8 protein-coding genes are annotated in these 12315 nt (G+C 65.6%); 3 read left to right on the forward strand and 5 right to left on the reverse strand.

Annotation, left to right across the window (positions count from 1 at the left end):
- From QTI04_RS00005 to QTI04_RS00025, 5 genes are all read right to left on the reverse strand, one after another.
- Positions 1 to 1011 (reverse strand): AMP-binding protein (locus QTI04_RS00005; RefSeq protein WP_286613576.1); only part of this gene is annotated, 1011 nt, incomplete at its 3' end.
- A gap of 23 nt (positions 1012 to 1034) precedes the next feature.
- Positions 1035 to 2027, reverse strand: coding sequence for a tripartite tricarboxylate transporter substrate binding protein (locus QTI04_RS00010; RefSeq protein ID WP_286613578.1), 993 nt, complete (start codon positions 2025 to 2027; stop codon positions 1035 to 1037).
- 49 nt (positions 2028 to 2076) lie between these two features.
- Positions 2077 to 2430, reverse strand: coding sequence for a Rieske (2Fe-2S) protein (locus tag QTI04_RS00015; RefSeq protein ID WP_286613580.1), 354 nt, complete (start codon positions 2428 to 2430; stop codon positions 2077 to 2079).
- A 41-nt stretch (positions 2431 to 2471) separates the two neighbouring features.
- On the reverse strand, positions 2472 to 3527 hold the full coding sequence (locus tag QTI04_RS00020; RefSeq protein WP_286613581.1) for a 3-keto-5-aminohexanoate cleavage protein: 1056 nt from the start codon (positions 3525 to 3527) through the stop codon (positions 2472 to 2474).
- A gap of 48 nt (positions 3528 to 3575) precedes the next feature.
- The gene (locus tag QTI04_RS00025; RefSeq protein ID WP_286602508.1) at positions 3576 to 3962 is read right to left on the reverse strand and encodes a carboxymuconolactone decarboxylase family protein; all 387 of its coding nucleotides are present in this window, start codon (positions 3960 to 3962) and stop codon (positions 3576 to 3578) included.
- 141 nt (positions 3963 to 4103) lie between these two features.
- On the opposite strand from QTI04_RS00025, the gene QTI04_RS00030 reads away from it, so the two are divergent.
- From QTI04_RS00030 to QTI04_RS00040, 3 genes are all read left to right on the forward strand, one after another.
- Positions 4104 to 5120, forward strand: a complete 1017-nt coding sequence (locus QTI04_RS00030; protein WP_286613582.1) for an AraC family transcriptional regulator — start codon at positions 4104 to 4106, stop codon at positions 5118 to 5120.
- Between the two features lie 407 nt (positions 5121 to 5527).
- Positions 5528 to 6709 (forward strand): FAD-dependent monooxygenase, encoded by a 1182-nt coding sequence (locus QTI04_RS00035; RefSeq protein ID WP_286613583.1) that lies wholly within the window; start codon positions 5528 to 5530, stop codon positions 6707 to 6709.
- A 135-nt stretch (positions 6710 to 6844) separates the two neighbouring features.
- Complete coding sequence (locus tag QTI04_RS00040) at positions 6845 to 12271, forward strand: autotransporter outer membrane beta-barrel domain-containing protein (RefSeq protein ID WP_286613584.1); 5427 nt, start codon at positions 6845 to 6847, stop codon at positions 12269 to 12271.
- Positions 12272 to 12315: the final 44 nt, after the last annotated feature.

Here is a 12315-nt window from a genome sequence, read left to right on the forward strand (position 1 = left end):
GGTGCCCAGTGGGCTCACCTCTGTCATGCCCCAGGCGTGCAGCACCTGCACGTCATGGCGTTCCTGGAAGGCGCGCATCATGGCCGGCGGGCAGGCCGAGCCGCCGATCACGGTGCGGCGCATGGTGCTGAACGACAGGTCGTTCGACTCGACGTGCGTGAGCAGGCCCTGCCAGACGGTGGGCACGCCGGCCGACATCGTCACGCCCTCGGCCTCGAACAATTCGTACAGACTCTTGCCGTCCAGGAACGGACCCGGGTAGACGAGCTTGGCGCCCACTGCGCAACCGACGTATGGAAGGCCCCAGGCGTTGACATGGAACATCGGCACCACGGGCAGGATGGAGTCGCGCGCCGAGCAGTTCAGGGCATCGGGCAGCGCCGCGGCGTAGGTGTGCAGCAATGTCGAGCGATGGCTGTACAGCACGCCCTTCGGGTTGCCGGTGGTGCCTGAGGTGTAGCACAGCGAGCTGGCGCTGTTCTCGTCCAAGCTTGGCCAGTCGTAGCGGTCGCTCGCGTCGGTCAGGAATTCCTCGTAGCACAGGAGGTTGGGCACTTTGGTGGACGAGGGCATATGCGCGCGGTCGGTCATCGCGACGAAAGCCTTGATGGTCTTGACGCGGCCCGCGATCGCCTCGACGAGCGGCAGGAAGGTCAGGTCGAAGAACAGCACCTGGTCTTCGGCGTGGTCGGCGATCCACACCACCTGGTCGGGGTGCAGCCGCGGATTGAGCGTGTGCAGCACTGCACCGGAGCCCGAGACGCCGTAGTACAGCTCCATGTGGCGGTAGCCGTTCCACGCCAACGTGGCGACGCGATCACCGAACTTGACGCCGCGCTGCGCCAGTGCGTTTGCCATGCGGCGCGCCCGAGCGGCGAGCTCCCGGTAGGTGGTGCGATGGATGTCGCCTTCGACCCGGCGCGAGACGATTTCCTGTTCGCCGTGGTGGCGTTCGGCATGCGTCAGCAGGGAGGAGATCAGCAGCGGCTGCTGCATCATTTGTCCGTTCATGATGTGTGTTCCTTGATTCGTGTTCATTCAGGCTGGAAGCCGATGGCCTTCAGGTTGGCAGCGTGCCTGTCGGACGCCGCACGCAGCGACTTCGACAGCTCGTCGGGCGTCAGCGGCAGGCCGATGTCCTGGCCCTGTTCCTTGAAGCGCTCGATCACCTTCGGCTGCTGTAACACCTTCAGCGTGGCCTCGCGGAGCTTGGCTTGCACATCAGATGGCACGTCGGGCGTGGTCCACAGGCCCATCCAGGCGACGTCGCCGATCTTTGGGTAGCCGAGTTCAGTGAAGGTAGGCACGTCGGGCAGCGCAGCCAGCCGCTTGGGCGAGCCGACGGCGAAGGCCTTGAGCTTGCCTGCCTTGATCAGCGGGACTGAAGTCGCTGGGCCGTCGAACATCAGTGCCACATGGCCGCCCATCACATCTTGGAGTGCGGGCGGCGAGCCCTTGTAGCCGACATGGGTCATGTCCACGCCCGCCAGCTTGTTCAGCTCCTGCCCCATCGTGTGCGACATCGTGCCGCTGCTGTACGAGGCGTAGCTCACCTTGCCGGGATGGGCCTTCACATAGGAGATGACTTCCTTCAGGTTCGATGCCGGCAGCGAGGGAGTGCCGACAAGCAGCAGGCCAGTGTTGGTGAGCTGGGCCAACGGCTTGACGTCCTTGAACATGTCGATGCGGGATTTCACGACATGCGGGACCTCGGTGACCAGGCCGTTGACGCCGACCATGAAGGTGTAGCCGTCGTGCGGTGACTGCAGCAGGTCCTGCGTGCCGATGGCGCCCATGGCCCCGGCTTTGTTGTCGACGATGACAGACTGACCGAGCAGTGGCGTCAGCCCTTCGGCCAGTGTGCGCGCGACGGTGTCGGCGGTGCCGCCAGCTGGTGCGCCGACGACCAGGCGGATCGGCTTGCCGGGCCAGCCCTGGGCCAGCGCGGTGGGTGCCATCGCCAGCAGGGACACGGCCGCAAGGGCGCCGAGCATCGCGCGGCGCAGGGGAGTCTTCAGTTGTTGCATCGTGTGTCTCCGAATTGATATGTGGTGTGCCTATCGCCAGGGCCGGGTGTCAGTGCGTTGCTTCGCCGAGGTCGACCTCGACGCGGCCGTCATGCACGCGCACGGGGTAGGTGCGCACCGCGAGCCCGCCGCATGCGCCGTGGATGCAGCCGCTTGCAAGGTCGATGCGCAGGCCGTGTGCGGGGCATTGGATCGTGGTGCCATCGAGCGCGCCCCTGGCGAGCGACGCGCCGGCGTGCGGGCAGCCGTCCGCGATCGCATGCACGGTGTCCTCGATGCGAAAGAGCGCAATCTCGTGGCCGTCGCGGCGGGCAAAGCCGCGTCCGCGCTCGCTCAGTTCCTGCTCTCCAAGCAGTTCGGTCCACCGTGGTGCCGCGGAAGTCGGGTCGTGGGAGATCGACATGCTGTTGTCCTCGTGGATCGGCGCCGGGGAGATCAGCGTTCTCAGGCGGCGACGCGCATCGGCACCCCGCGCTGGCCCTGGGCCCTGTTCGGTGCGAATCCGATTCGCGCCAGCGTCTCCTCGGTGCTGCGGTAGGTCTCGCCGATCCGGTAGATGCGGCGCGCCTCGACACCGCTGGCGATGTCGCGGTTCAGAACCCGTGCGATGGCCACCATGGCCTCGATCTGCTGCACCGATGTCATGCGCTCGCCGGTCGGCCCGAACAGTGTGTCCTCGATGCCCACGCGCACATGCATGCCCATCGCGATGGCCATCGTGTTCATCGGATAGATGTGACGGTTCAGGGTCTCGAGCGTGAGCACCGCGCCGTCGGGCGTGCGGCGCACGAACTCCATCATGTCCGCCGGATTCAGACCGGCGAAGCCGCCACCGATCGCCACGTAATTCAGGATCAGGGGGCCCATGTACACGCCGCGACGAATGAGCCGCTCCACCGTCTCAAGCTGGGCCACGTTGCCGAGCATGAAGTGCGGCTGAATTCCGCTGGCCGTGAGGCGCTTCAGGTGCTCGACATGCCACGATGGATTCGATGGCACGATCATGTCGGTGTAGGCCGCCTGCAAGGCCGGATTGGTCAGCGAGGTGCCAGCGACATCGGCCTCGGTCATCAGCTCCATCACATTCATCTGGCTGGTGTTGATGGCGATCGTCACCTGGTCGGGACGCGGGTTCAGGTCGGCCAGCATGTGGCGCGTATCGTCCGTCATCCACTTGGCGGCCTGGCCGTCATCCTCGGGGGCGAAGGAGATCGAGCCGCCCACCTGCAGGATCATCTTGGGCACCGCTTCGCGCAGGCGCGCCAGCATCTCGTTGAACTTGGACAGGCGCTTGCTGCCCTTGCCGTCGTCTTCGCGCACGTGCACGTGCAGCACGGTGGCACCGGCGTTCCAGCAGTCGACCGCCTTCTGCACCTGGTCGTCCATCGACACGGAGATGTCGTCGGAGTCGCTGGCGTCCCACTGGGGGCCGTAGGGCGCGACTTGGATGACGAGGGGCTGCTGGTTTTCAGGGAGGAGGGAGTCGTCGAAGAATTGCATGATGTTTTGTCCTTGAAGTTCGGGGAGTGGAGTGGGTCGGGAGGCGGCTCAGCGCGCCGAAGCTGAGGCCATTTCGTCGAGCAGGATGGGTGCACCGATGCTCATGGTGTGGATGCCGAGCACGCTCACGCACTGCAGCACGGCGGTGATCTCTTCCTTCGTGGCCCCGAGGTCCAGCGCCTTGCGGATGTGGCGGCGCACGCCCGGCCCATACATATGGGTGCACGAGGCGTCCACGGCGATGGCGAGGAATTCAACTGTCTTCGCATCGAGCACGCCCGACAGCATCGGCGCCATGGCCATCGACATGAATTTCTCGGTCCACGCGGGGTCGAGTTCGGCGAAGGGTTCCCAGTTGGGATTCCAGTTGTCGGTGCTGCGCAAGCGGTCGCAGACCGGAGTCGATGATGAAGAGTGGGCGGTGTCGTGTTCCATGGCCGTGTCTCCTGAAGGTGGTGCTGCAGGTGACTTGCACGCTGCGGCTGGTTCGATGGAGTGATTGTTCCGACCTGGGGATTTGCCGATTGACCAAAGGTGCCATGCATTTAACCTAAGAGGACACACAGGGCTAACTCCATGTCGAGCCTCATTCGCAGCGCCAGCCTGACCAACTACCCCGAAGTGGCGCGAGCGGCCGGGCTCAACCCGCTAGTCATGCTGGCCGAGGTGGGACTGAGTCCGGCCTGCCTGCATGATCCTGACCTGCGGATCCCGAGCGATGCAGTACGGGCCCTGTTCGAGGCCTCGGCGATCGCTAGCGGGCTGGACAATTTCGGCCTGCGTATGGCCGAAACGCGGCAACTGTCGAACCTGGGCGCCGTGGCGCTGGTAGCGCGCGAGGAACCCACGGTCCGGCGCTTCGTGCGGGCGATGGCGCGCTATAGCCACGTACTCAACGAGTCACTGTTCATGAAGCTCGAGGAGAGCAACGGCATTGCTGTGCTCCGCGAAGAGTTTCTCGTTCGCCATCACGGAGCGTCTCGGCAAGCGACGGAACTGCTGGTCGGCGTGACTTTTCGCAGCCTGAAGTTTTTCCTCGGGCCGGCATGGAACCCGCTGCGGGTCTGCTTCGTGCACGCACCACCGCGAGATCCGAGTCTGCACCACCGCATCTTCGGCTACGCCATCGAGTTCGGACAGGATTTCAACGGGCTTGTCTGCACCACGCGCGACATGGATGCACCGAATCCGATGGCCGACCCGGTGATGGCGCGCTATGCGCGGCGGACTCTCGAAGCTGCCGACTCGGGTCCCATGAGCGCGATTGACATCGTGCGCCACATCCTGCTCGTGTTGCTGCCTTCGGGCCAGGGCTCAGTTGAGCAGGTGGCTGAGAACCTCGGCGTCCACAAGCGCACCGTTCATCGACTCTTATTGCGCGAGGGCACGACTTTTTCTGACGTGTTGAACACCATCCGGCGCGAGCTGGCCGCGCAGTACGTAGATGACGGAACACGGCCGCTGTCGCAAGTGGCCGAACTGCTGGGCTTCTCGGCGCTAAGCGCTTTTTCGCGGTGGTACAGGCAGCAGTTCGGCGAGGTTGCGGGACGGCGGCGACGCATGAACGTCGGTGCAAAACGACCTGTTGTCTGAGTGTCGGCTTTGTGCGCGCCCAACGCGGGTTGCAGATGGCTCTTATGGGCCCCGGAATTGCCGTCGCAAGGCGGACCAGGGAATGCCGCTCTGCAGCGGGAGCAGTCGTAGCCCGCAAAATGTTGGACTTTCCTAGTCGGCCATCAGCGGTCGCTGAAATGTTGAAGTCGAACTACCGGTTCCGGCCTTGGAAAAGGCCTTGGCCGTCTTGCATGGCCGCCACTTCGGGGAGCAATCGGACCTGGATCGGAGAGGGACCTCTTCAGGTCGAACAATAGGATGTCCGGGCTGGCCCGGTAACAACGCTTCCCACATCGCTTTGCAATGCCTATGCTGCGAGCTTTGTGACGTGCCGCATCGCTGTAGCGCAGGGAGGCGGCTGATCGCGTTCGCCAACCTGAGGTCGCATGTCGGCTCACCTACTTATTGCCGGTGGTGGCATTGGCGGACTCTGCGCCGCGGTGGCCTTGGCGCGTGCGGGCCAGAAGATCGACGTACTCGAACAGGCGCCCAAATTCGGCGAAATTGGCGCAGGCATCCAACTTTGGCCCAACGTGACCCACCGCCTACGTTCGCTGGGACTCGAAGATGCCATCGCCAGTGTCGCAGCCCGTCCCGAAGCGCTGACGATACGGAATGCCGCCGATAGCGCCGTGCTGGCACGCATGCCGCTCGGGGACTCGATCTTGCGCAAGTATGGCTCCCCGTACCTCTGCGTGCATCGCGTTGAGTTGCATGGTGTATTGCTCGCGGCAGCACAGAACATGCCCCTAGTCACGCTGACGACTGACGCACGCATATCACGGGTGGTGACGCGTAGGGAATCCGTCTCAGTCGGGGCATCCGGTGCACGCGAATGGGAGGGCGATGGGCTGATTGGCGCGGACGGGCTGTGGAGCATCGTGCGCGAGCGCGTGGTAGCCAGCACGCTGCCACCCCGCCCGACCGGACACACTGCATGGCGTGCCCTTGTTCCGTGCGACAGCCTACCGGCGAAACTGCGAAGCGTCGACGTGCAGGCTTGGCTCGCTGAGCAACTCCATGTTGTAGCCTATCCGGTGCGCGGAGGCGACTGGCTCAGTCTGGTGGTCATCGCCGAATCGGAGTTGACCGGGTCCGACCCTGGCGACTGGGATCAGGAGGCCAGCGCCGGCGCTTTGCTAAATGTCATTGGGGACCGCTGCGACGGGGTCAGGCCCCTCATCGATGCGATGCCTTCCTGGCGCGCCTGGACCGTGAACATCCGGCCTCCGGTCGCAGGCCCCGACGAAATGGCGAACGATCGAATCGCGCTTCTGGGCGACTCGTCCCATCCGATGGCGCCGCATCTCGCGCAAGGTGCCGCCATGGCGATCGAAGACGCCGTGGCGCTGGCCGAGTGCACAGGAGACGGTGGCCCGGACAGCTTGCCGGATGCTTTCGCACGCTACGCGGCCGCACGCTGGCGCCGCAATGCCCGCGTGCAGGCGCAAGCCAAGCGTGATGGGGATATTTTTCATTCCCGCGGGACGATGCGCATGGCGCGCGACGCAGCGCTGCGTGTGGTGGGCGGGCTCTGGCTCGACGCGCCCTGGCTGTACGAAGGCTAGACCTCGAATGTGCGTCAGGGAGATCTGGTCCAAGTGCCGTAGATCGGATAGCCTTCTCGACGCCGTTTGAGACGCCGTGCCGTCGGATTGCGGCCTCCGCAATGCCTTGACAGCAACGCTTTGAAGGAGCGCACGATGAACGCAACATACCGGGTGGTCTGGAGCGCAGTCCGCCAAGCGTTCTCGGTCACCTCCGAACTGGCACGCGGCCTTTGCAAATCAACCTCCGCGGTGGTCTTTTGCGGCGGCACTCAACACACCGCCATGTGGCCGATGAGCCTTGTCGCAGCGCTGTTGACGATGGCCGTTCCATGGCACGCACATGCCCAGCAAGCACAAGACTTGTCCATCGTCCATGGCACCTCGGCGAGCACCACCAGCACCATCACCGACGGGCAGATCAATACCCAACTGGGACTAGGCGGCGTCACCCTTCGCGCCGGCACCAGCATTGGCGACGCCGCAGATGTCTCGGTGAGCAGTGGCAGCACGTCGGCGCTGACGTTCGAGAGCAAGGGCGTGAATCTGGGGGGAACCTACAACGTCGGCGGTGGGATCGTGTTCAACAGCACGGGGGCTTCTTCGGTGACTGGCACCCTCTCCGGAGCCGGCAGCCTCACTGTCTTGAAAGGCTCGGTCACCCTGGGATCGGACGGCGCCTTTTCATACACCGGTTCGACGACGGTGGCCAATGGAGCGACCCTTCGCCTTTCCTCACCGTCGGACGCATCGCCAATACGATCCACTGAGTTCCACGTCAACGGGCCGTCGAGCTTGATCATCGATGCTGTTGACCGCGAGAACATCAGCGGCACGATCACGTTCGATTCAACGGGCGGGGGGAACGTGGATTTCACAGGAAGCGACTTTCGCGGCGGCGTGGTCCTGGTGGACCCATTGACCATCAGGACGAATGGAGGCCCCGAAAACAAGGTCGTCAGCACCTCGGGCGTCGGGTTGAACCTGAATTCCAGACCCCTCACGCTGGAAACTCTCGATCAGGGTGACAGCCTGCTGGTGAATTCGAGGATATGGAATGGTTCCGGGCCCTTGACCAAGACCGGCCCGGGCACCGCCGCACTGACCTTCGACAACAGCTACTTAGGTCCCACCGTCATCAAGGGCGGGAACCTGAGCGTTTCGAAGCTCGCCGATGGCGGTGTCGCCAGCAATATCGGCAGTTCCGCCAATGCGGCGACCAACCTGGTACTCGACGGCGGCACGCTGCTCTACACGGGCGCCAGCGGCAGCACCGATCGCCTGTTCAGCGTGGGCGCCGGCGGCGGCACCATCGACGCGTCCGGCACCATCGATGCGTCCGGCGACGGCGCGCTGAACTTCACCAACCCCGGCGCCATGGCATTCAACGGCCAAGCGGTGGCTCGTACTCTTATCCTGAGCGGGAGCAACACGGGTGCGAACACGCTGGCCGCCGTGATCGGCGAAATCGGCGGGGCGACCTCGCTGGTGAAATCCGGAACGGGCACCTGGGTGCTGACCGGTAACGAGGGCTACACAGGTGGCACGACCATTGCCAAGGGTGCGCTGCACATTGGCAGTGGCGGGACCTCGGGCAGCATCATCGGGGACGTCGTCAATGATGGCGCCTTGACCTTCAACCGAGCGGACGCGCTCACGTTCAGTGGCGTGGTCAGCGGGACGGGCTCCCTGACGCAGGCGGGCCCAGGCGTGCTGACGCTGACGGGCGCGAACAGATACACCGGCACCACCCACATCGACAACGGCGTCCTGAGCGTGGCCAGCGATGCAAATCTCGGCGCGCCCGCCGCCCCATTGACTTTCGGCGGCAGCACGCCGAACGGCGGCGTCCTGCAACTCACCCAGTCCTTCAATTCCGACCGCGCGCTGACGCTCAACACGACCGGCACCATCGACATCGGCGCCAACAACGTCACCTTCACGGCCGGCATCAGGGGCCCCGGCCGACTCATCAAGCTGGGCACCGGCACGCTGATCCTCACGGGTGGCAACACCTTCAATGGCACCACGACCATCAGCGGTGGCACCGTCGAGGTTGGTGGCGGCGGCAGCAGCGGCACCGTTGCCGGAGACATCCACAACGATGGGACGATGGTGTACAGCCGCAGCGACTCGCGCACCTATGTGGGTGTCATCAGCGGCACGGGCCCGCTCACCCAGGCCGGGGGCGGCGTCCTGACCCTCACCGGCGCCAGCACCTACACGGGTCTCACGAGCGTCAATTCCGGCGTGCTCGCCCTGAATGGCACGGTCGGGGGCAACGCGCAGGTCAACAATGGCGCCACGCTGCGGGGCACCGGCACGGTGGCTGGACTGTCCAATGTTGCCGATGGGGGGCATCTCGCGCCGGGCAACAGCGCTGGCACACTCAGCCTTGGCTCGCTGGTGCTCAACCCGAGTTCCCAACTCGACTATGAACTGGGCCTGCCGGGCCACGTCGGCGGCGGCGTCAACGACCTGACCAATGTGGCCGGCAACCTCACGCTGGATGGGACGCTCAACCTGGCCAACCTCGGCGGCATGTCGCCCGGCGTGTACCGCCTCATCAACTACGGTGGGGTGCTGACCGGCAATGGACTCGTGGTGGGATCGGTTCCGGCGCGCTTCGCCAGCAGCGACTTCCTGGTCGATACCGCGACGCCGGGCCAGGTGAACCTGATCGTCCAGTCGGGTGGCTATGCGCTCCAGTTCTGGGACGGCCCGAACACCACGTCCAACAATGCGGTCGATGGCGGCATGGGAACCTGGCACACAACACCCGCCAACTGGACCGCCTCGACAGGGAATGTGAACGCGCCATGGCAAAGCGGCTTCGCCGTTTTCCAGGGCACCGCCGGCACCGTCACGCTGGGCGAGAACATCGCCTTCGAGGGCATGGAATTTCGCACCGGCGGCTACACGATCGAGGGTGGCGGCTTCGCCCTGGCGGGCGAGCCGTCGATGATCATCCGCGTCGATCCGCTCGCCACCGCCACCATCAACGCGCCGATCGTTGACGGCGCGAGCGGGCCCGCCCGGCTCATTCGCTCCGATGCGGGCCTCCTGGTGCTGGGTGGCGCAAACACCTACTCCGGCGGCACCGCGATCAACGGCGGCGCTGTGCAGGTGAGCGGCGACAGCAACCTCGGGGCACCCAGCGGCGGCCTCAGCCTCAACAGCGGCACGCTGATCACCAGTGCAACCTTCGGCAGCGCTCGCAACGTCGATCTCGGCGTCGATGGCGGAACATTCACACCCGAGGCCAACACGACCTTGAGCCTCACAGGCCCGATCTCCGGCCCCGGCTTGCTGACCAAGCTGGGCGGCGGCACCCTGGTCCTCACGGGTGCCAACAGCTACACCGGCGGCACCCTCGTCGGCAACGGGGTGCTTGCGGTGACGAGTGATGCCAATCTCGGCGCACCTGGCGGTGCACTGGATTTTGCTGGGGGAACGTTGCGCTTCGACGCCGACCTGATCCTCGCGACCACGCGCGCCGTCGCGCTCAACGCCGGGGGTGGTCGCATCGACACCAACGGTCACAACGCGACCATTGCGCAGAGCATCGGCGGCAGGGGCGGGCTCGCGAAACTCGGCAGTGGCACGCTGGTCCTCGCGGGCAACAACTACTACGAAGGCGGCACCGTCATCGGCTCAGGCACGCTGCAGCTCGGCAATGGTGGTACCTCTGGCAGCATCATCGGAGACGTCCTCAACAACGGGGCCCTCGTATTCAGCCACAGCGATGCCCTGACCTACGAAGGCGTCATCAGCGGAAGCGGCACCGTGACCCAGAGCGGTACCAACACGCTCACGCTGACCGGCAACAGCCCCTATGCCGGCACCACAACGATCAGCAGCGGCACACTGCAGCTTGGTGACGGCGGCAGCAGCGGCTCCGTGGGCGGCAACATCACCAACAACGGCAAGCTCTCCTTCAACCGCAACAACGTTTATGCCTTTGGCGGCGCCATTTCCGGCGGCGGTGGGGTGAGCCAGGTCGGAACAGGCACCACCGTGCTATCGGGCGCGAACACCTATGCAGGTGCCACCACAGTGACGGCGGGCACGTTGAGGGCGGGTGCGGCCAACACCTTCAGCGCTGCCTCGGCCCACACTGTCGCAAAGGGAGCGACGCTCGACACCGGGGGCTTCAACCAGCGCGTGGCGGCCCTGGACAATAGCGGCACGGTGAGCCTCCTCGGCGCAACAGCAGGCAGCACGCTGACGGTCACCGGGCCATATGCGGCACACAGCGTGTTGAGGCTGGGCACGCAACTGGGCGGAGACGGGAGCGTGAGCGACCGGCTGGTGCTCGACGGTCCCGGTGCGACTGCCAGCGGCAAAACCTCCATCCAGGTCACGAACCTGGGAGGGCTGGGCGCGCTCACGACCGGCAACGGCATCGAGGTGGTGAGCGGCATCAATGGCGCCACCACGACCGCGCAGACGACCAAGAGCGCGTTCACCCTGGCCAATGGCCACGTGGACGCGGGCGCCTACGAGTACAGGCTCTATGCAGCCGATGCGCAGGGCGCGGGGGAGAATTGGTACCTGCGCTCCACCGCACCGGAGCTGCCGACAGTCGGCCCGCCCGTGCAGGTACCGACCTTCCGGGCGGAAGTTCCGCTGCTGGCGGCCTTGCCCGCGCAACTCCGACAGGCCGACCTGGCCATGCTGGGCAACCTGCATCGGCGCATTGGCGACGAGGCCCCGGCTGTCCACGCGCTGGATCCGCAGACAGGCGCGCAATCCGGTGCGCGTCGCGCCTGGGGGCGCTTGGTCTACTCGGACTTGGACATCCAGCAACCGGGGGTGGCCCAAGCACGCACGGAGGGGCACGTGAGCGGCCTGCAGGCGGGCACCGACCTTTGGGCAGACGGCGACTGGCGCGCCGGCGTCTACGTGGGCTATCTCGATGGCGGCGTCGACGTCTCCGGCAATGCCCGCGGCATCACCGCGAATGTGGGCCGCAACGACCTGCAATCGCGCTACTTGGGCGCCTATGCGACCTGGATGCAGGCGAGCGGCCTGTACGTCGACAGCGTGCTGCAGGGTGGCAGCCAGCGCTTCACGGTGCGCCCCGACCTCAACCCGAACGTCTCCGGCAAGGCCAGCAGCTTCACGGCGTCCGTGGAGGCGGGCATGCCATTCGCGCTCAGCGAGCGCTGGAGCTTGGAGCCCCAGGCGCAGATTGCATGGCAGCGCAGTAATGTGGACGACATGGTGCTCAGTGGCGCACAGGTGAGCCACGACAACGCCGACGGCTGGATCGGGCGCCTGGGCGTGCGCATCAAGGGCGACCTTGCCACCGGTGCCGGTCGGCTGCAGCCTTACGCGCGCGCGAACCTGTACTGGGCGCACTTCGGCGACGATGTGGTCCGTTTCATCGGCCCGGCGGGATCCCTGGCGATCCCGAGCGGCGGCGGATACAGCGCGGCCGAGGTGGCGGCCGGCGCCACGCTGGCACTGAGCCCTGCAACCAGCCTGTACGGCGAGCTCGGGCACCTGTGGAGCATCGGCGGCGATGCGACTGTCAAGTTCTCGGTGCAGGCGTCGCTCGGCATCAAGGTGCGCTGGTAGCAGTTCCAAGTCCCGAGCATATTCCCTGTTTACGCCCCGCTGCA

The sequence above is a fragment of the Variovorax sp. J22R115 genome (assembly GCF_030317005.1).
Classification (GTDB): domain Bacteria; phylum Pseudomonadota; class Gammaproteobacteria; order Burkholderiales; family Burkholderiaceae_C; genus Variovorax.

Coding starts and splice junctions, on each gene's coding strand:
- QTI04_RS00010 (WP_286613578.1), bottom strand. CDS start 2,027: ATGCAACAACTGAAGACTCCCCTGCGCCGCGCGATGCTCGGCGCCCTT.
- QTI04_RS00015 (WP_286613580.1), bottom strand. CDS start 2,430: ATGTCGATCTCCCACGACCCGACTTCCGCGGCACCACGGTGGACCGAA.
- QTI04_RS00020 (WP_286613581.1), bottom strand. CDS start 3,527: ATGCAATTCTTCGACGACTCCCTCCTCCCTGAAAACCAGCAGCCCCTC.
- QTI04_RS00025 (WP_286602508.1), bottom strand. CDS start 3,962: ATGGAACACGACACCGCCCACTCTTCATCATCGACTCCGGTCTGCGAC.
- QTI04_RS00030 (WP_286613582.1), top strand. CDS start 4,104: ATGTCGAGCCTCATTCGCAGCGCCAGCCTGACCAACTACCCCGAAGTG.
- QTI04_RS00035 (WP_286613583.1), top strand. CDS start 5,528: ATGTCGGCTCACCTACTTATTGCCGGTGGTGGCATTGGCGGACTCTGC.
- QTI04_RS00040 (WP_286613584.1), top strand. CDS start 6,845: ATGAACGCAACATACCGGGTGGTCTGGAGCGCAGTCCGCCAAGCGTTC.